Raw genomic sequence first — 19,531 nt, 5'->3', positions numbered from 1 at the left:
CGGCAATTCATGCGCGGACGGGACCCGCGCCAAAAGAGGAGACAAAAATGTCGGATACCAAGGTCTACCTGCTCGACGGAGGTTCGCTCGTGCTCGACGGCTATCACGTGTTCTGGAATCGCGGCCCCGGCGGCGAAGTGCGCTTTCCCGTCTATTCGATTCTGATCGAGCATGCTGAGGGCCGGTTCCTCATCGACACCGGCTACGACTACGATCACGTCATGAAAGTGCTGCCCTTCGAAAAGCCGATTCAGGAAAAGCACCAGACAATTCCCGGCGCCCTGGCGCTGCTTGGTCTCGAGCCGAAGGATATCGACGTCGTTGTCAACTCGCATTTCCACTTCGACCATTGCGGCGGCAACAAGTATTTCCCGCATGCCAAGAAAATCTGCCATCGCACCGAGGTGCCGCAGGCCTGCAATCCCCAGCCTTTCGAGCATCTCGGCTATTCCGATCTGAGCTTTTCGGCGGAGGCTGCAGAAGCGCGTGGCGCAACCGCGCAATTGCTGGAAGGCACGACGCGGGCTAACTCGACCTTTGAGGGCATTGACGGCGATGTCGAGCTTGCCAGGGGGGTCAAATTGATCTCGACGCCCGGCCATTCGATCGGCCATTACAGCCTGCTGGTGGAGTTTCCCAAGCGCAAGCCGATCATGTTCACCATCGATGCGGCCTACACGCAGAAGAGCCTTGAAACGCTGTGCCAGGCGGCCTTCCACATCGACCCAGTGGCGGGTGTCAACTCGATGCGCAAGGTGAAGAAGCTCGCCGAGGATTATGGGGCCGAGCTGATGTATTCGCACGACATGGAAAACTTCAAGACCTATCGGATCGGCACGCAGTTCTACGGCTGACCGCCGTCAATGCGGAGACAAAGACCATGCGCTATCTCGAACACGCCGAACCGGTCATCACGCTCACCGCGGGGCCGGTGAACGCTTATCCCGGTGTGCTGCGCGGCCTTGGCCGCACCGTGCTCTACGACTACGACCCAGCGTTCCAGCTCTTTTACGAGGGTGTGGTCGACAAGGCGCAGAAGGCAATGCGGCTGTCGAACAGGCCGGTCATTCTCCATGGCGAGCCGGTTCTTGGCCTAGAGGCGGCCGCAGCCTCTCTGATCACGCCTGACGACGTCGTGCTCAACCTTGCCTCCGGTGTCTACGGCAAGGGGTTTGGCTATTGGGCGAAGCGCTATTCGCCGCAACTCCTCGAAATCGAGGTGCCCTACAACGAGGCGATCGACCCGCAGGCGGTTGCGGCAATGCTGGAAGCGCATCCGGAAATCACCATCGTTTCCGTCTGCCACCACGATACGCCGTCGGGCACCATCAACCCGATCGACGCCATCGGCGCACTGGTCTCGGCGCATGGCGCTTATCTGATCGTCGATGCCGTTTCGTCCTTCGGCGGCATGAAAACGCATCCTGAGGATTGCAAGGCCGACATCTACGTCACCGGCCCGAACAAATGCCTCGGCGCGCCTCCCGGCCTCACGATGATGGGCGTCAGCGAGCGCGCCTGGGCCAAGATGAAGGCAAATCCACTGGCGCCACGCGCGTCGATGCTCAGCATCGTCGACTGGGAGCATGCTTGGTCGAAGGACAAGCCGTTTCCCTTCACGCCGTCCGTCGCAGAGATGAACGGGCTCGACGTCGCGCTCGACCTCTACCTCAACGAGGGACCGGCAGCGGTGTGGGCGCGCCACGCGCTGACCGCCAGGGCCATGCGCGCGGGCGTCGCCGCCATGGGTCTGTCGATCTGGGCCGCCAGCGACAATATCGCATCGCCAACCACGACTGCCGTCCGGACGCCAGAAGACATTGATGAGAAGGCGCTTCGCCAGGCGGCGCGCGCCCGCTACGGCGTGGTGTTTTCGTCGGGCCGCGGCGAAACATTGGGCAAGCTGACACGTATCGGCCATATGGGCCCGACCGCCCAGCCGATCTTTGCAATCGCGGCGCTGACGGCACTTGGCGGCGCGATGAATGCTTTAGGCCAGGAACTCGCGGTCGGCAAAGGCATCGACGCGGCGCTGGCCATTATCGACGCCGACGCGTGAACCAGAAAATCACCAGATCACAATTGAGGGAGCGTTTTCATGACTGAACGGCTTGCGGGAAAGACCGCCCTGGTTACCGGGGCCGCACAAGGCATCGGCAAGGCGATCGCCGCGCGGTTGGCCGCCGATGGCGCGACCGTCATCGTCAGCGACATCAACGCGGAAGGCGCCGAAACCGCGGCCGGGTCGATCGGCGGAAAAGCGAAGGCGATCGCCGCCGACATTTCCGATCCTGCATCGGTCAAGGCACTCTTCGCCGAGATCGAGGCGCTGACCGGGGGCATCGATATTCTGGTCAACAATGCCAGCATCGTGCCGTTCGTCGCCTGGGACGATGTCGATCTCGACCATTGGCGCAAGATCATCGACGTCAATCTGACCGGCACCTTTATCGTCAGCCGCGCAGGAACGGACCAGATGCGTGCAGCGGGCAAGGCCGGCCGGGTGATCAGCATCGCCTCCAACACCTTCTTTGCCGGCACGCCGAACATGGCAGCCTATGTCGCGGCCAAGGGCGGCGTCATCGGTTTCACCAGAGCGCTCGCCACAGAGCTCGGCAAATACAATATCACCGCCAACGCGGTGACGCCGGGCCTAATCGAGAGCGATGGCGTCAAGGCGAGCCCGCACAACGAGGCGTTCGGCTTCGTCGAGATGCTGCAGGCGATGAAGGGGAAGGGCCAGCCGGAACATATCGCCGACGTGGTGTCGTTCTTGGCCTCGGATGATGCGCGCTGGATCACCGGCCAGACGCTGAATGTCGACGCCGGCATGGTGCGTTACTAAAAGCGCATCGCGTCTGAATGGATACGACGGGCTGATATCGATGGAGGCTTTCGTCAAAAAATTCGCTTACATTACATTTGTCGGCGCAAAACCGGAGACCCGAAATGAAACCTCGGTCCGCAATTGTCGCACTGGCCCTTGCCCTTGCTATGGTTGCCGGGCCGAACGAGGCAAGATCGCAGGAACGCGCATGTCGCAGTCCCGATCCCGTCGACACCATAAACGAGATGTTCTCCGCGATCGTCGCCTGTTGGGAGCCGCCGCCCGGAACCGCGGGCATGACCCTGACGCTGCAGTTCTCAATTCGCCGAAACGGCACACTTATCGGCAAGCCTCGCGCCACCTACTCGCGTCTAGGGGATGATGCCACGCTCAACCGGGCCTTCGTGGCTTCCGTCCTCGAGGCTCTCGACAAGGCTCTGCCACTGCCCGTTTCGGACAGCATGGGTGAAGCGATCGCAGGGCGTATGCTGTTCCCTCGCTTCACAGCAGCGAGTGGGAGTGCATCCTAAAGCGCGTCCGGCATTAAACCGGCTGGTTTTGCGGCTGGAAGAATTTGCCGCGCTCGGCGATCAGCACCATCACCAATGCGCCAAGCGACACGCTGCAGAATCCGGCGGCCAAGGGCGTCACCGTGCCGTTGAAGGCTTGGCCGATCAGCGTGCCGAGCAGGCCGCCGAGGAAGGTCTGCATGAAACCCAGAATGGACGATGCCGTGCCGGCCAGTTGGCCGAGCGGCTCCATGGCGAGCGCGTTGAAATTCGCGCCGAGTGCGCCGAACGGGACCATCGCGCAGGCAAAGAAGGTGATGAAAAGCCAGAGCGGCATCTTCATTTGGATGGAAACGATCAGCCAGGCGAGGCTGATGGCCAGAAACAAGAGCAGCGCGCTCTGCGACAATCTGCGCATGCCGATGCGGCCGACAAGGCGCGAATTCAGATAGTTCGAAAAGGCGAGCACGCCGGCGATCCCTGCAAAAATCACCGGGAACATCTCGCCGACGCCAAAGACGCCGACATAGATCTGCTGCGCCGAGTTGATGAAGCCAAACATCGCGCCGAAGGCAAAAGTGCTGGCAAAGGCATAGCAAAGTGCCATGCGATTGGTCAGCACGATGCGGAAGCCGCCGATGATGGATTCGGCCGTCAGCGCCCTGCGATATTCGGGATGCAGCGTTTCGGGCAAGCGCAGCAGCGCCCAGGCCGACACGATCAGTGCCCCGGCCGCCATGGTGATGAAGATCACGTGCCAGGTCGCGAACAGCATGATGAACTGGCCGATGCCGGGGGCCACCACCGGAATTGCCATGAAAACCATGAAGATCAGCGACATGACTTCGGCCATGCGCCGGCCGTCGAAAGTGTCGCGCACGATCGAGACGGCGATGACGCGTGTGGCCGCCGCGCCGATGCCTTGCACCACCCTGCACAGGATAAGGATGGCGAATGTCGGGGCAATTGCCGCCGCACCCGCTGCCGCGACATAGATCACCAGCCCGACAACGAGCGGAGCACGGCGCCCGAAGCGGTCCGAGATCGGTCCGAAGAAGAGCTGTCCACCGCCAAAGCCCAGAATATAAGCGGCAATCACATATTGGCGGTGGTTTTCATTCTCCACACCCAGCGAGGCGCCGATCTGCTGCAGCGCCGGCAGCATGATGTCGATGGCCAGCGAGTTGAGCGCCATCAATGCCGCGCACAGAGCGATGAATTCCCAGCGCGGAATAGGCAAGGTACCTGCCTGTTGCGGCGCTTGTGCATGCTGATCCACGGCAAAGTCCGATCTTCAAACGAAAAAGCGCCGGCGCACCGGCGCATCCATTCGTCTTGTACCCCGACATCGGGGAGGTAATCAGCTTGTCGAAGTGGCCGACGTGCTCGTCAGGCGGCGCCTTTGACGCTCACGCCCTTTTCGACGAGGAACGTCTGAAGTTCGCCTGCCTGGAACATCTCGCGGATGATGTCGCAGCCGCCAACGAATTCACCCTTGACGTAGAGCTGAGGAATCGTCGGCCAGTTGGAGTATTCCTTGATACCTTGCCGCAGCTCGGCCGAGGTCAGCACGTCCACGCCCTTGTAGTCGGCCCCGATGTAGTCGAGGATCTGCACGACCTGACCGGAAAATCCGCATTGCGGGAAACCGGGCGTGCCCTTCATGAAGAGAACGACGTCGTTGCCCTTCACTTCGCTGTCGATGTAGTCGTTGATACCGCTCATGGAGAATCCTTTCATGCCCGCGAGAGTCGGGCTCGAAACATGCCCTTCAAATAAACCCATAGGTTGCCCGAAACAAGACGTTTGCCGCATCGTCACGCAAATGGCGCAAAGGATGGCCTGATATTGGGCCAAGAGCATCGGCCAGCTATTTCCCCAAGGAAGCGATGAAAAGGCGACTTAGCGCGGCAATCCTGATTGGTGTTCTGCTCGTTGTGCTGGCCTTGATCTGGTGGTTCAGGCCATCGGAGCATCCGCCTGTCACCGTCGGCGGCAAACTGCCCGGGCCATGCCGGGACCTGAATTTCGAGGCGATCCCCTATATCGTCTGCGAGATCGATCTTCGCAGCTACGACGTTGCTGTCTTCCACGCCGGCGCAGACGGCAAGGTCTTCGGCTCGCTGGACAAATTCGACAGGGCGATGTCGGGCGAGGGCAGGCCGGTGCTGCTCGCCATGAACGCCGGCATGTATCATGAGGACCTGACGCCGGTCGGCCTCCTCGTCGAAAATGGTCGCGAGATGGCGCCGCTCAACCTCGCTGATAGCGAAGGCAATTTCTTCCTGAAGCCGAATGGCGTGTTCCTGGTTCGGAACGACGGCTTGGCGGCGGTCATGGAAACGAACGCCTATGCCGCCGCCAAGCCGGACGTGGGGTTCGCCACGCAATCCGGCCCGATGCTGGTGATCGACGGCCGGCTTCATCCTCGCTTCGAGGCGAACGGCACGTCGCGTCACATCCGCAATGGCGTCGGCGTGCGTGACGAAGACACGGTCGTGCTGGCGATCTCACGCTCGCAAGTCAGTCTCGGCAGCTTTGCACGCCTGTTCCGTGATGCGCTGCATTGCCCCAACGCACTTTTCTTCGACGGCGTGGTTTCGGCGCTGTCGAATGGCGAGAGGATGATCGTCGGCGGAAACTATCCTGCAGGGCCGATCATTGCCGTCTCGGCGAAAAAGTGACGAGGGGTTGGAGGCGAAACCCTCAGTCCGGCACGCTGGTCTGCAAAGCGAGCGCGTGCAGCACGCCGCCCATATTGCCCTTCAATGCGTCATAGACCATCTGATGCTGCTGGACGCGGCTTTTTCCGCGAAAGCTCTCGGCCACCACCTCGGCCGCATAATGGTCACCGTCGCCGGCCAGGTCGCGAATCGTCACCTTGGCGTCCGGAATGCCTTCCTTGATTAGCCGTTCGATGTCGTGCGCATCCATTGCCATGCGAGGATTCCTTGTTCAGGTCGTGATCTCATAAATATGATCGAAATGGCGGATGGACCACGCCAAAACGTCCCCACTCGATCATATCACGGGTCCACGAGCTCATCTCCCATGAAGCGAGGAAACCAGGATTCGTGGGCAGCGGTCAATTCGCCGACAGGGATCGCCCGTGCCTCGCCGAGTTTCAGGTCACTACCGCCGGTCGAGCCGATCCACGGCGCAAAGATGCCGAGCTTACTTTGCTGCTCGCGAATTGCATCCCATTCATCGCTCTGCGGATCGATCGACAGCGTCAAGAGATAGCGGCCCTGATCCTCGCCGAACCAGACCGGGATCGGATCGGTCCCGACCAGGCCGGGGACAGTCGCGCCGATGCCGGACGCCATCGCCATCTCGGCCAGCGCGACCGCAATGCCACCATCGGAAACGTCATGTGCAGCGGTAACGACGCCGGAGGCGATTAGGGCGCGTACGTGGTCGCCGACGCGCTTTTCATGGTCGAGGTCGACCGGCGGCGGCGGGCCGTCGGTGCGGCCATGAATGTCGCGCATGTAGGCCGACTGCGCGAGATGCGTTCCCCACATGGACGGCGCGCCGACCAGCAGGATCATCTGGCCCTCGGCGGCAAAGCCGATCCGTGCCATCTTGGACCAGTCGGCGATCAGTCCGACGCCGCCGATGGTCGGCGTCGGCAAGATGCCTTGCCCGTTGGTTTCGTTGTACAGCGAGACATTGCCGGAGACGATCGGAAAGCCGAGAGCACGGCAGGCGTCGCCAATGCCTTTCACGGCGCCGACCAACTGGCCCATGATCTCGGGCCGTTCCGGATTGCCGAAATTGAGATTGTCGGTGGCCGCGAGCGGCAGGGCGCCGGTGGCGGTAAGGTTGCGCCAGCATTCGGCCACCGCCTGCTTGCCACCCTCGTAAGGGTCGGCCTCACAATAGCGCGGCGTCACGTCGGACGAGAAGGCGAGCGCTTTGGTCGGATGACCTTCTACGCGCACCACGCCGGCATCGCCGCCCGGAAGCTGCAGCGAATTGCCCTGAATCAGCGTGTCGTACTGCTCCCATACCCAACGGCGCGATGAAAGGTCGGGTCCGCCGAGCAGCTTCAACAAAGCCTCGGCGATGTCCGCTTGTGGGGCATCGCTGGCAGCCAGGGGCGCCGGCTTCTTCGGCTCGGCCCAGGGACGGTCATATTCCGGCGCCTGGTCGCCAAGGTCTTTGATCGGCAGATTGGCGACTTCGTCGCCCTGATGCAGCACGCGAAAGCGCAGATCGTCGGTGGTCTTGCCGACGATGGCGAAGTCGAGGCCCCATTTGTGGAAGATCGCCTCGGCTTCCTTTTCCTTTTCGGGGCGCAGCACCATCAGCATGCGCTCCTGGCTCTCCGACAGCATCATCTCATAGGCGCTCATGCGCTCCTCGCGCACCGGCACCTTGTCGAGGTCGAGCTCGATGCCGAGGTCGCCCTTGGCGCCCATCTCGACCGCCGAGCAGGTGAGACCGGCAGCCCCCATGTCCTGGATGGCGATGACGGCACCGGACGCCATCAGCTCGAGGCAGGCTTCGAGCAGGCATTTTTCGGTGAACGGGTCGCCGACCTGAACGGTGGGCCGCTTCTCGTCGATCTTGTCGTCGAATTCGGCCGAGGCCATGGTTGCGCCGCCGACACCGTCGCGGCCGGTCTTGGCGCCGAGATAGACGACCGGCAGACCGACGCCCTTCGCCTCCGACAGAAAGATCGCATCGGTCTTGGCGAGCCCCGCCGCGAAGGCGTTGACCAGGATGTTGCCATTGTAGCGCGCGTCGAAATTGACCTCACCGCCGACCGTCGGCACGCCGAACGAATTGCCGTAGCCGCCGACGCCGGAAACGACGCCGGCAACGAGGTGTTTGGTCTTGGGATGGTCCGGCGCGCCGAAGCGCAGCGCGTTCATCGCCGCGATCGGCCGCGCGCCCATGGTGAAGACATCGCGCAGGATGCCGCCGACGCCGGTCGCCGCCCCCTGATAGGGCTCGATGTAGGAGGGGTGGTTGTGGCTCTCCATCTTGAAGACGACGCAGTCGCCGTCGCCGATGTCGACCACGCCGGCATTCTCACCCGGTCCCTGGATGACCTGCGGTCCGGTGGTCGGTAGCGTGCGCAGCCACTTCTTCGAGGATTTATAAGAGCAATGCTCGTTCCACATCGCCGAGAAGATGCCAAGCTCGGTAAAGCTCGGCTCGCGCCCGACCAGGTCGAGGACGCGTTGATACTCGTCGGGCTTCAGCCCGTGCGCGGCAATAAGTTCCGGAGTGATCGGCACGGAATTGGAAATGGTCATGGGCGGCAATTTATATCCTTGGGGGCGAATCCCCTCTTATCGCAAGCGCGAAGGCCGATACACCCATCAAGCGCCGAAAAACGATGGAAAGCCACAGGGGCAGCAACCAGCGAAAGATCGCCACTCGACCCGCCGGTTTCAAGCCGGTTCAGGAGAAACTGTCGTATCCGGCGCGGCCCTCGTCGAGAAGCCGCCTTATCACGCCGACGCCGCCCGCGATGTCCTCTCGCCGACTCGGCTGCGAAACGCCAAAACGCACGCCGTGGAAAACCTGCTCGGAACGGCCCGCCTTGAACTCGTCCTCATCATCGATGAGCACGCCATGTTCGAGACAGGCATTCTTGAAGGTGCCGGAAAGCCATGGATCAGGCAGGGTGAGCCAGACAAAGGGCACATTGTCCACTGCCTTGAAGTCGAACCCGGCCAGCGTCTCGCGCACGATCGCGACGCGCGCGTTGATCTCGACGATGCTGCGATTGCGCATCTCGCTGGCCTGGCCGGACAGAACCAGCCGGCTACACACTTCCGCCAGCAGGAAGGGGAGGCCACCCGTCAGCATCTTGTGAGCGACCCGGATCCGGTGGCGATAGGCCGGTGGACAGGCGAGCCAGCCGCCGCGAACACCAGCCGCGACGGATTTCGACAGGCCGCCGGCAACGATGGTCCGTTCGGGGGCATATTCGGCCAATAGCGGGGTCGGGTCGTCGGTCAGATCGCCATAGAGATCGTCCTCGATCAGGATGACATTGTATTCGCGCGCGACGCGCGCGATCGCCTCGCGGCGTGTTGCCGACAGCGTCACCAGTGTGGGGTTCTTGGCCGTCGGCATCAGGAACATCATTTTCGGATGTTTTTGCGCGCAGACGCGCTCGAAATCCTCTGGGTCTAGTCCTTCGTCGTCAGACGTCACCAGCGCGGTCCGGCGGCCGATCAGGCCGGCGCTGCGTGAAATCTGCGAATAGGTGAGGTGCTCGAAGACGATATAGTCGCCAGGCGTGGTGAGCGCAGCAATCGCCGCCATAACCGCCGCATGGGTGCCGAGCGTCGGAACGATGCCGTCAGGGCTCGGGCGAAACGAATTTCGCGAGAGCCAGCTGCAACCGGCCTCGAACCAGCGGTCCGGAAAATCCCGCGTATAGCTTGAAATCTCATACGGATGGTCCTGCGCCGTGCGCGAGAGCACATCGGAGACAATGGCGCCCTGGCCAATATCCGGCGCAGCCGTGCTGTCGAAGCGCAACTTACCGCGAGGCGCATCGATATAGCGAGTGCCTTCCACATGTGGGTCGGATGCCAGCAGATCGGTCTTGGTCTCATGCCGGCCCAGAACATAGGTTCCGCGCCCGACTTCGCCGCTCACCAGCCCCCGTTCGCGCAACAATTGATAGGCCCGACCGACCGTGCCGACAGTTGTTCCGATGTCATAAGCCAGGTCGCGCTGCGGCGGCAGTTTTGCCCCCGCATCGATCACGCCGCGGTCGATGTCGGTTTCAATGGAATCTGCAAGCCGCTGGTAGAGGGGTCCGGAGCCGGACGTAAGGTCGGGAAGCCAATTTGTCATGGTGACAATTTTCTATATTGCACCGAATTGAGAGTCAATACATATGGATTGCGCAACAAAAGGGTACAATCTCGAATTCTGGTAGCAAGAAAATGGCTGCAATCGATACAATCCGTTACACGAGAGCTGAATTGCTCGGAGTCGGTCCGTCGGGCCGGCAAGGTTATGTCCGTCGCCTGGTGCGAACGGTCAGGTCACTCGCGAGCCGGATCGGCAGCCTGCTGGATCGCCGGCGAAGCCGGCTGGCATTGCTGGAGATGACCGACGATCAGCTCAAGGATATCGGCATCTCGCGCTGCGAGGCCCACCGTGAGGGTCTGAGGCGGTTCTGGGACTGAAAGATGCATCAAGCTTGTGTGCATCCTTAAGAAGACGCGGTCTTAGGACGCCTTTTCGTGCCTTGATAGTTACCGTGGCTCCTCATCCGTGAGACGCCGCGGTCTGCAAGTACGGCGACTATGCACAGCACCAGAAAAAGCCCGGTGATGCCGAGCGCCGAGACGGCGACGCTGGCGGCGCCGTTAGGACTCTTCGCCTGATATCGGCGCCCGCGCCAGTCCATCGGCCGTCATGGCCGCTTCCTACAAATCGCCGGTCTGGTCATAGGCCTGGCCGCGCTCGTCCTGCAAATCTGCATCACCATTCCGGCGTCAATGGCACGCTACGCAGCCACACCGCAGGCCGGGTTGCCTGTCTGCCAACGGGCGATGTCCGAGCCGATGCGCGCACCGAGCGGTTCGGCCATCAGCGGGCCGTACACGTCCACCCGGCGTGAATTGCCTTGCGCCTGCACGACCAGCAACGGCTTTGCGCCATAATGCTTGGCGGGGACCAACAGGAAGCGCGGCGTGCCGGTGAACGAATTCAGCTCATTGGCCATCTGATAGGGCCTGAAGGCGGGATCCTTGCTGGCGATCCAGCATTTGTGAGCGGCGATCGCCACCTGTTCCATGGCAAGCAGCGCCGCACTCTTGCCCAAAGGCGCCGGTGCGCTCTTCGGCTTCGATTGGCAGGAGGCGAGCACAAGGCCGGCGGTGGCGACGAGAGCGAGGCGGGCGATCGTCTGTCTCGGGCTCATGCGGCGCCTATTTCGAATTCGGAAAAAGGATGAAGATATCAAGCGGCGACGCCGAGGGCACTCTCGAACAGCGCCCGGCCGTCGCTGCCGCCATGCGCTGCTTCGATCAGGTTCTCGGGATGCGGCATCAGGCCGAGCACATTGCCCTGGCCGTTGATGATGCCGGCAATGTCGTTGATCGAGCCGTTGGGGTTGGTGCCTTCGGCATAGCGGAACACGACCTGCCCTTCGCCTTCGAGCCTGCGAAGCGTCTCGGCGTCGGCAAAGTAATTGCCGTCGTGATGCGCCACCGGCGAGCGGATGATCTGACCCGGCTGATAGCGACGGGTGAACATCGTGTTGGCGTTGGCGATCTGCAGCTTGACTTGCCGGCAGACGAATTTCAGCGAGGTGTTGCGCATCAAGGCGCCCGGCAGCAGGCCGGCCTCTACCAGGATCTGGAAGCCGTTGCAGACGCCGATGACCATGACCCCTTTGGCCGCCTGTTCGGCCACTGCCCGCATCACCGGCATGCGCGCGGCAATGGCGCCGCAGCGCAGATAGTCGCCGAAGGAAAAGCCGCCGGGGATAGTGATCAGGTCGACATCGGGGATTTCGGTGTCGGTCTGCCAAACGGTGACCGGTGGCGTTCCCGAAATCTTGGTCAGCGCCGCGATCATGTCGCGGTCGCGGTTGAGGCCAGGCAGAAGAACGACGGCTGATTTCACCTCAGGCGATCTCCACTGCGTAATTCTCGATGACCGTATTCGCCAGAAGCTTGTCGCACATCGCCTTGAGATCGGCCTCCGCCTTGGCCTTGTCGCTCTCGGAGAGCTCGACGTCGAAAACCTTGCCCTGCCGCACCTGGCCGACGCCGTCAAAGCCCATCCCGGACAGCGCATGCTCGATCGCCTTGCCTTGCGGGTCGAGCACGCCATTCTTGAGGGTTACGGTAATGCGGGCCTTGATCACGCTGGACATGCTCCTGTTCGAAGTGTTGAGTGGCAAAGAATCTCAGTGCGGCTTGCCTTTGACGCCATCGGTAGAGGCGACGAGCACTGGTCCGGCGGGACGCGGCGGCTCGTTTTCGTTCATGATGCCGAGGCGGCGGGCGACTTCTTGATAGGCTTCGACCAGCCCGCCCATGTCGCGGCGGAAACGGTCCTTGTCGAGCTTGTCCTGGGTCGCCACGTCCCACAGGCGGCAGGAGTCCGGCGAGATCTCGTCGGCAACGACGATGCGCATCATGTCGCCCTCGAACAGGCGGCCGCACTCGATCTTGAAGTCGACGAGCTGGATGCCGACGCCCATGAACAAGCCGGAGAGGAAATCGTTGACACGGATGGCCAGGGCCATGACGTCGTCGATCTCCTGCGGGCTCGCCCAGCCGAAAGCGGTGATGTGCTCTTCAGACACCATCGGGTCGTCGAGCGCGTCGGCCTTGTAATAGAATTCGATGATCGAGCGCGGCAGCACGGTGCCTTCCTCGATGCCAAGACGCTTGGCCAGCGAACCGGCGGCGACATTGCGCACCACCACTTCGAGCGGGATGATCTCGACTTCCTTGATCAGCTGCTCGCGCATGTTGAGCCGGCGGATGAAGTGAGTCGGAATGCCCATCCGGTTGAGATGGTTGAAGATGTGCTCGGAAATGCGGTTGTTGAGCACGCCCTTGCCATCGACGATTTCGTGCTTCTTCTTGTTGAAAGCGGTCGCGTCGTCCTTGAAGAACTGGATCAGTGTTCCCGGCTCAGGGCCCTCATAGAGGATCTTGGCCTTGCCTTCATAAATGCGGCGGCGATTTTTCATCTGATCTTTTCTCTGGATTTCCGGGCAGGCGGCAAGCGGCCAGTTCCTGTCCGTCTGCCTAAATTAGTGCGGCAACGGTAGGGGTTCAATGCCGGTGTCTATCCCAATCGCACTGTTTGCTCAATCGGCAAATCCTTTCAATCAACCGCTTTCGGGAATGAAATGCCGCAGCGCAGCAAGTGACATACCATATTGACCGGCCCGCGGGCTTTTGGTTTGTGCTGCGGCAATACACATATTCCAACTGCCAACGAATCGGATTTGACCGGAGGGATGCCATGAGCAGCATGAAAGATCGCGAGGAGGGCTTCGAGCGCAAGTTCGCAATCGACGAGGAGCTCCGGTTCAAGGCCGCGGCCCGCCGCAACAAGGCGCTCGGCCTGTGGGCCGCCGAAAAGCTCGGCAAGGCCGGGGACGACGCGGAAGCCTATGCCAAGCAGGTGGTCCTCGCCGACATCGAGGAAGCCGGCGATCACGACGTGTTCCGCAAGATACGCAAGGATTTCGACGAGGCCGGGGTCGTCCAGTCGGACCATCAGATTCGCCGCACCATGGACGATCTGATGGCGCAGGCGATCGAGCAGATCAAGAACACCTGATCCTTGCTCTGAGCCAATCGATACGCTGGACCAATCGACCGCCCGGTCTCTCCGGGCGGTTTTTCTTTGCCTTTGCAGCTGTTTCCGGCTGAACTGCATTAGAGCGACATGCATCCATTCGGACGCACAAAGTACGCTCTCAAACTTTGACTCCTCGCGTCGGGCTTGCCGATTTTGGGCCGATGCGAGAGCGATTAAGGAAGGCGCCCATGTCCCTCAAGTCACGCCTTGCGGCCGATGAAACGTTGTGCACCGCATGGTCCGGCGTGCCTGATGCCCTGACGGTCGAGATTCTTGCCAGACAGGGTTTCGATGCCGTCACCCTCGATATGCAGCATGGCGGACATCACGAGGACAGTGTGCTGCGCGGCCTTGGGCCGGTGCTGGCCGCCAACAAACCGGCGCTGGTGCGCATTCCGGTCGGCCGCTTCGACATGGCCAGCCGCGCGCTCGATTTCGGCGCCGAGGCGGTGATTGCGCCGATGGTGAATTCGGTGGCAGACGCGCGGCTGTTTGCCGCCGCCATGAAGTACCCGCCACTCGGCGAGCGCTCCTGGGGCCCGACTTATGCCTTTCCGCGTCATGGCAAGGGCGACTATGCCGACTGGCTGCGCGACAGCAACGAGCGCACCATGGCCTTCGCCATGGTCGAAACGCGCGCCGCCCTCGATGCGCTCGACGGCATCCTCGACACGCCGGGTATCGATGGCATCTTCCTCGGCCCATCGGACTTCTCGATTGCCTGGTCGAACGGCGCCACCGTCAACTCGACGCTCGAAAGCATGCTGGAAACCGTCGCCTTGATCGCCGAGCGGACACGCAAGGCAGGCAAGCATGCCGCGATTTACGTCGTCGAGCCGGCCATCGCCGGCCGTGTTGTGTCGATGGGCTACCGGCTGCTGGCCATGGGCTCCGAGCATGCGTTGATCGGTCTGGGGGCAAAGACCCTGCTGAAGAGCGTGAGGGACTCGATTGGGTCCTAAAGATCAGTCAGGAACTTGGCAAAAGTCATCGATCCTTCAGGCCACGGCCCGAAACCAGAGTCCGCGTTAAGATGGCCAGCCTCGCCGGCGTCGATGAACAGTGAGCCCCAGGCGCCGGCAATGTCCTCGGCCACCTTGAACGTGCAGAACGGGTCGTTGCGGCTGGCGATCACCACCGAAGGAAATGCCAGCGGCTCGCGCGGATAGGGACCGAAGGTCATCAGGTGCCTGGGTTTTATCCTAGGATTGGCGACGTCGGGCGGCGCCACGAAGAAGGCTCCGGCGACCCGGCGCTGGAACTGCGGCATTGCCTGGACTACGGCGGCGACGCCCAGCGAATGCGCGACGATAACGACCGGCCGTTCGGCCTCGTTGACCGCCTTCGCCACGCTCGCCGTCCAGTGTTCGCGCACCGGCTTCGACCATTCCGCCTGCTCGACACGGCGCGCCGTCGACAATTTCGACTGCCAGCGGCTCTGCCAATGGTCGGGGCCGGAATTGGTGTAGCCCGGCACGATGAGAATGTCTGCATCCCTGACTTTCATGGCGCGCATGTAGCGAGCGACACGGTTTCGTGCAACCGCGATTATCGGTGCGATTGCCCACAATTGTGAACACCATGTTCGCTTCTTGCCGCCTTGTGTGAACGATCGCGATCGACGATCTGTCGTCAGGAAAAGAAACAGCCGTGTAAGGAAACCAGGATTTTGGGACTGACACGACGTACAATGATCGGTGGCACAGGGGTCCTGGCTTTGGGGATCTCGTCGAGGGCCGCCCGAACGGAGATTTTGATGAGCGAACTGCCTTTTGCCGCCACGACCCCGGTCAGCGTTGCCCGCGTCGGGTTGCGCGCGCGAAATGCCGAAAGCCTGGCCGCTTACTATCGCAACGCCGTCGGTCTGCGGGAACTGAGCCGCGCCGGCGGCGCGATCACGCTCGGCGCCGCCAATCGTCCCTTGCTCGACATTGAGGCGGATGCAGCGGCGAAACCCGACGATCCGCGCAGCGCCGGCCTCTTCCACACGGCTTTCCTGCTGCCCAGCCGGGCTGATCTCGGTCGCTGGATCAATCATGCCATCGCCGACAAGATCGACATCGACGGCGCTTCCGACCATCTGGTCAGCGAGGCGCTTTACCTGACCGACCCTGAAGGCAACGGTATCGAAATCTATGCCGACCGCCGCCATGAGGACTGGAAATGGAATGGAGACAAAGTGGCGATGGCGACCGAACGGATGAATATCCCCTCTGTCGTCGCAGAAGTGCCGGCCGGCGATGCCGGCTGGCAGGGCATGCCGGACAACAGCATCATCGGCCACGTCCACCTGCGCGTCGGTCGGCCGGAAGATGCTGAGACGTGGTGGCACCAGGAGTTCGGCTTCGATACGGTGGCGAAATATGGCGGTGCGGCGGTGTTCCTGTCGTCAGGCGGCTACCACCACCACATCGGCGCCAATGCGTGGCAGAGCGCCGGCGCCGGTCGTCGCGATCCGTCCCGGTCCGGCCTGGCCTGGGTCGAAATGCGTTCGGACAACGTGACCGATGCAACGACCCGCGAGGATCCATGGGGCACGGTGATCAGGACCGTTCCCGGCAAGGCCTGAGCGTTTCGGAAGCCTGTTAGAGCCGGGCCTTTTCCAGCAGGCGGCCGAGCATGAGCAGGCCCGCCGGCCAAAGGCCGAGGTGGGTCAGGTTTCCCATATGGCCGAGATCGCCGGCATCGGCGAGGTCCGCGCCCCAGGCAGCGGCGAAGGCCGTTGCCTGGTCGAAGGTGACGCGCGGATCGGTGCGGCTTGCCACCACCAAGGTCGGAAATGGCAAGCGTTTCAGCGGCATCGGCGCAAATGGACGAACAAGGTCGAAGGAAGGATCAGGATTCTCGACATTGGTTGCGGCAACCAGCAATGCGCCCGCAACCTTGTTGAGTTGGCTTTCGCTGGCGCCGGCCGCCCACTTCACCGCCGTCGCCACCGCCAGTGAGTGCGCAAGCAGCACCACGCGCCGAGGTGCCGCGGCAATCGCTGCGTCCACCCGGCCGATCCAGTCCTCAGGGTTGGGCCTGTCCCATTCGGCCTGCAGCACTCGACTCGAATTGGGGAACGCCCGGCACCAATGCGACATCCAGTGATCTGGCCCGGAATTGCCGCGGCCCGGCAGGGCGAGAAAGTCGAAATCTCCGGCCGCCGAAATCATCACGCTTCCCCGAACACACGCTTGAAGATCGTCTCGACATACTTGGTATGATAGCCGAGGTCGAATTTTTCACGAATCTCGGCTTCGGGCAAGGCTGCGGTGACCTCTTTGTCAGCCAAAAGTTCGTCAAGGAAATCAGCACCTTGCTCCCACACTTTCATGGCGTTTCTCTGCACCAGCCGGTAGGCGTCCTCACGGCTGACACCGGCCTGGGTCAGCGCCAGTAGCACACGCTGCGAATGCACGAGCCCGCGGAACTTGTTCATGTTCTTCAGCATGTTGTCGGGATAGACGAGCAATCTGTCGATGACACTGGTCAGCCGCGACAGCGCAAAATCGAGCGTCACGGTCGCATCCGGGCCGATCATGCGCTCGACCGACGAATGCGAGATATCGCGCTCGTGCCAGAGCGCCACGTTCTCCATCGCCGGTAGCGCGAAGGAACGCACCATGCGCGCAAGCCCGGTGAGGTTTTCGGTAAGCACCGGGTTACGCTTGTGCGGCATCGCCGACGAGCCTTTCTGTCCGGGCGAAAAATACTCTTCCGCCTCTAGCACCTCGGTGCGCTGCAGATGGCGGATCTCGGTCGCCAGCCGTTCGATCGATGATGCGATGACACCGAGTGTCGCGAAGAACATCGCGTGGCGGTCGCGCGGGATCACCTGCGTCGACACCGGCTCCGGCTTCAATCCGAGTTTCTTCGCCACATGCTCTTCGACATAGGGATCGATGTTGGCGAAAGTGCCGACAGCACCTGATATGGCGCACGTCGCAATATCCTCACGCGCGTGCACCAGCCGCTCGCGGCAGCGCGAGAATTCGGCATAGGCCTGCGCCAGCTTGACGCCGAAGGTGGTCGGCTCGGCATGGATGCCGTGGCTGCGGCCGATGGTGATTGTGTCCTTGTGTTCGAAAGCGCGACGCTTGAGCGCCGCAAGCAGGCCGTCGATGTCGGCCAGAAGGATGTCGCTGGCGCGGGTGAGCTGCACGGCAAAGCAGGTGTCGAGAACGTCCGAGGAGGTCATGCCCTGATGGATGAAGCGGGCATCCGGCCCGACGAATTCACTAAGATGAGTGAGGAAGGCGATGACGTCGTGCTTGGTGACACGCTCGATCTCGTCGATGGCATCGACGTCGAACTTCGCGGCACCGCCCTTTTCCCAGATGGTTTTGGCGGCCTCCTTCGGGATGACGCCGAGCTCGGCCAGTGCATCGCAAGCGTAGGCCTCAATCTCGAACCAGATGCGGAATCGGGTTTCGGGCGACCAGATGGCCACCATTTCCGGCCGGGAGTAGCGAGGGATCATCCGTCAGTCCTGACTTGCGAGGGCGTTCGCCCGCGTCCTAACAGAGGCAGACAAAATCCTCAACGCTGCTGCCGCGCAAACCAGATGCTGGCGAGAGCCAGCGCGATGAAACCGAGCGGAAAATAAAGCCGGATGCCCAAAACGATGAATTGATAGAACGCCGTCGCCATTGTGTGCACGAACTGGATGGACCAGGCGATGGTCAGTGCAGGTTCATGCCACTGGGCATAGTAGGAACGGTATTGCAGCGCAAAGAGCCCACCAGTGAAGCCGATCGTGGCGGCAAGAAGGCACACAAGCGCGGCCGCCAAGGCAACTTGCCAATGCCGTCCGAGCGAGACGAGCCGCGCCAGGAACAGGCCCACAGGAAAGGCGAGCGCACCGCCGGCCGCATAGAGCAGCGAGACGAAGCGGATCTTTGCCGGGGTCTCCCAGTCGTCCAACAGCAGATTGACAAGCGCGCTGGCGCCCATCGCTGCGGCCCACAGCAGGGCGCCGCAAACCGCGACGCCCGGCGATGGCAAAGCGTTGCGGATACGATCCAGGCGGTTGTGTAAGGCGGGGAGCGGCGTCACAGCCGGCCGGTCACCGCGATCCAGCGATAGTCCGGCCCTTCGAAGCCGTACTGGCGCACCGCGATCAGTACGGCATAGGCGCTGAGGCCTTGCATGGAAAATGTCTGCACCGCGCCGATCCGGTAGCCGTTCGGGCAGCCTCTGCTTTTGGGGATCGACTTGTCCTCGTGCAGAAGCTCAGTCTTGCCGCCGTCTTTCGCTTCGATGCGCAGCAAGCGAAAGCCATTGATCTCGCCGAGGCTCTGGCAGGCTTCCGTGTCGTTCATGCCGATCTCGTCGAGCCGGAACTCGAGCGGATCATCGACCGGCGAAAAGATCGGCCGCGGGTTGACCACCATGCGGAACGGATCGGCCGAAAGTTCGGTCACCGGGTTGAAGCCGGCGGTGATGCCGCGATTCGAGGTCAATTCCGCCTGCTTGATGATAGCTTCGCCTTTCTGCCGAGCTGCAAGGCGCGCCGCGTCGAGCGTTGCGTTCTCGTCGTCAAGCCGCACCCTGATCGGTGTGCCCTCGAGAAAACTGTCGTCGGCCGTGTCGATGTAATAGCGATTGGCATAGGGAAATCCCGACCCGTCCTGGACGCCATATTCCTCGAAGGCGAAGATGCCGCCATTCCCAGTGAAGCCGAGGATTTCAAGCTCGGCGACGTCGCCGGCATGCGCGGCGAGCGAGATTGCAAACTGGGCAAGGAGGGAAACGGCAAGCAGGGCAAGAATTCGCATCGGATTTCCGTTTGAGCAGCCAGCGTTGTTTCGATCACTATCACGACATCGTCAAAACGTCGTGCCCTCTGAGACGCAAAGCCGATGCATCCAATCGCGCTGTCATTTGTTTATGTTGG

23 protein-coding genes are annotated in these 19,531 nt (G+C 62.0%); 9 read left to right on the top strand and 14 right to left on the bottom strand.

Annotated elements, in window-relative coordinates:
- Positions 1-47: 47 nt before the first annotated feature.
- The 4 genes from pldA (at position 48) to CIT31_RS30955 (ending at position 3,357) form a co-directional block, all read left to right on the top strand.
- Positions 48-854, top strand: coding sequence for a 4-pyridoxolactonase (gene pldA, locus CIT31_RS30970; RefSeq protein WP_095521652.1), 807 nt, complete (start codon positions 48-50; stop codon positions 852-854).
- Between the two features lie 26 nt (positions 855-880).
- Positions 881-2,059 carry a pyridoxamine--pyruvate transaminase gene (gene ppaT / locus CIT31_RS30965; protein WP_095521651.1) on the top strand — a complete coding sequence of 393 codons (1,179 nt, stop codon included), beginning with the start codon at positions 881-883 and terminating at the stop codon, positions 2,057-2,059.
- Positions 2,060-2,098: 39 nt separating this feature from the next.
- Entirely contained in the window at positions 2,099-2,845 is a 747-nt protein-coding gene (gene pldH / locus CIT31_RS30960; RefSeq protein WP_095521650.1) for a pyridoxal 4-dehydrogenase, SDR-type, read from the top strand.
- Positions 2,846-2,949: 104 nt separating this feature from the next.
- Positions 2,950-3,357: an energy transducer TonB gene (locus tag CIT31_RS30955; RefSeq protein WP_095521649.1), complete on the top strand. Its 408-nt coding sequence runs from the start codon at positions 2,950-2,952 to the stop codon at positions 3,355-3,357.
- Between the two features lie 13 nt (positions 3,358-3,370).
- On the opposite strand, the gene CIT31_RS30950 is transcribed toward CIT31_RS30955, so the two are convergent.
- Together CIT31_RS30950 and grxD are read right to left on the bottom strand one after the other, a co-directional pair.
- Complete coding sequence (locus tag CIT31_RS30950) at positions 3,371-4,615, bottom strand: multidrug effflux MFS transporter (protein WP_095521648.1); 1,245 nt, start codon at positions 4,613-4,615, stop codon at positions 3,371-3,373.
- Between the two features lie 110 nt (positions 4,616-4,725).
- Positions 4,726-5,061 carry a Grx4 family monothiol glutaredoxin gene (gene grxD, locus CIT31_RS30945; RefSeq protein WP_029353656.1) on the bottom strand — a complete coding sequence of 112 codons (336 nt, stop codon included), beginning with the start codon at positions 5,059-5,061 and terminating at the stop codon, positions 4,726-4,728.
- Between the two features lie 164 nt (positions 5,062-5,225).
- Between grxD and CIT31_RS30940 the strand changes: the two genes are divergently transcribed.
- The gene (locus CIT31_RS30940) at positions 5,226-6,020 is read left to right on the top strand and encodes a phosphodiester glycosidase family protein (RefSeq protein ID WP_095521647.1); all 795 of its coding nucleotides are present in this window, start codon (positions 5,226-5,228) and stop codon (positions 6,018-6,020) included.
- 22 nt (positions 6,021-6,042) lie between these two features.
- Here the strand turns inward: CIT31_RS30940 and CIT31_RS30935 are convergent, their stop codons facing one another.
- From CIT31_RS30935 to CIT31_RS30925, 3 genes are all read right to left on the bottom strand, one after another.
- Positions 6,043-6,276 carry a BolA/IbaG family iron-sulfur metabolism protein gene (locus CIT31_RS30935; protein WP_023674714.1) on the bottom strand — a complete coding sequence of 78 codons (234 nt, stop codon included), beginning with the start codon at positions 6,274-6,276 and terminating at the stop codon, positions 6,043-6,045.
- 86 nt (positions 6,277-6,362) lie between these two features.
- Positions 6,363-8,603, bottom strand: coding sequence for a phosphoribosylformylglycinamidine synthase subunit PurL (purL, locus tag CIT31_RS30930; RefSeq protein WP_095521646.1), 2,241 nt, complete (start codon positions 8,601-8,603; stop codon positions 6,363-6,365).
- A gap of 148 nt (positions 8,604-8,751) precedes the next feature.
- A complete protein-coding gene (locus CIT31_RS30925; protein ID WP_095521645.1) occupies positions 8,752-10,164 on the bottom strand; it encodes an aminotransferase-like domain-containing protein in 1,413 nt (470 codons plus the stop codon).
- A gap of 92 nt (positions 10,165-10,256) precedes the next feature.
- On the opposite strand from CIT31_RS30925, the gene CIT31_RS30920 reads away from it, so the two are divergent.
- Complete coding sequence (locus CIT31_RS30920) at positions 10,257-10,502, top strand: DUF1127 domain-containing protein (protein ID WP_095521644.1); 246 nt, start codon at positions 10,257-10,259, stop codon at positions 10,500-10,502.
- 323 nt (positions 10,503-10,825) lie between these two features.
- Here CIT31_RS30920 and CIT31_RS30910 read toward each other — a convergent pair whose 3' ends face one another.
- Genes CIT31_RS30910 through purC form a run of 4 tightly spaced genes read right to left on the bottom strand, consistent with a single transcriptional unit; the run spans position 10,826 to position 13,030 of the window.
- Positions 10,826-11,242, bottom strand: a complete 417-nt coding sequence (locus CIT31_RS30910; protein ID WP_095521642.1) for a hypothetical protein — start codon at positions 11,240-11,242, stop codon at positions 10,826-10,828.
- Positions 11,243-11,280: 38 nt separating this feature from the next.
- On the bottom strand, positions 11,281-11,949 hold the full coding sequence (gene purQ, locus CIT31_RS30905; RefSeq protein WP_095521641.1) for a phosphoribosylformylglycinamidine synthase subunit PurQ: 669 nt from the start codon (positions 11,947-11,949) through the stop codon (positions 11,281-11,283).
- Position 11,950: 1 nt separating this feature from the next.
- Positions 11,951-12,193, bottom strand: a complete 243-nt coding sequence (purS, locus tag CIT31_RS30900) for a phosphoribosylformylglycinamidine synthase subunit PurS (protein WP_095521871.1) — start codon at positions 12,191-12,193, stop codon at positions 11,951-11,953.
- Positions 12,194-12,235: 42 nt separating this feature from the next.
- Entirely contained in the window at positions 12,236-13,030 is a 795-nt protein-coding gene (gene purC / locus CIT31_RS30895) for a phosphoribosylaminoimidazolesuccinocarboxamide synthase (RefSeq protein WP_023674725.1), read from the bottom strand.
- Positions 13,031-13,308: 278 nt separating this feature from the next.
- Between purC and CIT31_RS30890 the strand changes: the two genes are divergently transcribed.
- Both CIT31_RS30890 and CIT31_RS30885 read left to right on the top strand, forming a co-directional pair.
- Positions 13,309-13,629 carry a DUF1476 domain-containing protein gene (locus CIT31_RS30890; RefSeq protein ID WP_029353671.1) on the top strand — a complete coding sequence of 107 codons (321 nt, stop codon included), beginning with the start codon at positions 13,309-13,311 and terminating at the stop codon, positions 13,627-13,629.
- Between the two features lie 209 nt (positions 13,630-13,838).
- On the top strand, positions 13,839-14,612 hold the full coding sequence (locus CIT31_RS30885) for an HpcH/HpaI aldolase family protein (protein WP_095521640.1): 774 nt from the start codon (positions 13,839-13,841) through the stop codon (positions 14,610-14,612).
- On the opposite strand, the gene CIT31_RS30880 is transcribed toward CIT31_RS30885, so the two are convergent.
- Positions 14,609-15,157, bottom strand: a complete 549-nt coding sequence (locus CIT31_RS30880; RefSeq protein ID WP_095521870.1) for an RBBP9/YdeN family alpha/beta hydrolase — start codon at positions 15,155-15,157, stop codon at positions 14,609-14,611. The two genes, CIT31_RS30885 and CIT31_RS30880, sit on opposite strands and share 4 nt — an antisense overlap.
- 249 nt (positions 15,158-15,406) lie before the next feature.
- Between CIT31_RS30880 and CIT31_RS30875 the strand changes: the two genes are divergently transcribed.
- A complete protein-coding gene (locus tag CIT31_RS30875; RefSeq protein WP_095521639.1) occupies positions 15,407-16,219 on the top strand; it encodes a VOC family protein in 813 nt (270 codons plus the stop codon).
- A gap of 16 nt (positions 16,220-16,235) precedes the next feature.
- Here the strand turns inward: CIT31_RS30875 and CIT31_RS30870 are convergent, their stop codons facing one another.
- From CIT31_RS30870 to CIT31_RS30855, 4 genes are read right to left on the bottom strand one after another with little or no spacing between them, the layout of a single operon-like run.
- Positions 16,236-16,808, bottom strand: coding sequence for an RBBP9/YdeN family alpha/beta hydrolase (locus tag CIT31_RS30870; RefSeq protein WP_095521638.1), 573 nt, complete (start codon positions 16,806-16,808; stop codon positions 16,236-16,238).
- Positions 16,808-18,115, bottom strand: a complete 1,308-nt coding sequence (gene purB, locus CIT31_RS30865; protein ID WP_095521637.1) for an adenylosuccinate lyase — start codon at positions 18,113-18,115, stop codon at positions 16,808-16,810. Before purB ends, CIT31_RS30870 begins: the two co-directional genes overlap by 1 nt.
- A 59-nt stretch (positions 18,116-18,174) precedes the next feature.
- A complete protein-coding gene (locus tag CIT31_RS30860; RefSeq protein ID WP_095521636.1) occupies positions 18,175-18,690 on the bottom strand; it encodes a hypothetical protein in 516 nt (171 codons plus the stop codon).
- The gene (locus CIT31_RS30855; protein WP_095521635.1) at positions 18,687-19,412 is read right to left on the bottom strand and encodes a DUF2259 domain-containing protein; all 726 of its coding nucleotides are present in this window, start codon (positions 19,410-19,412) and stop codon (positions 18,687-18,689) included. The genes CIT31_RS30860 and CIT31_RS30855 overlap by 4 nt, the downstream gene beginning before the upstream one ends.
- Positions 19,413-19,531: the final 119 nt, after the last annotated feature.

Source organism: Mesorhizobium wenxiniae, assembly GCF_002284535.1.
Taxonomy (GTDB): Bacteria; Pseudomonadota; Alphaproteobacteria; order Rhizobiales; family Rhizobiaceae; genus Mesorhizobium; species Mesorhizobium wenxiniae.
This window is presented reverse-complemented; position numbering and strand designations above follow the sequence as displayed.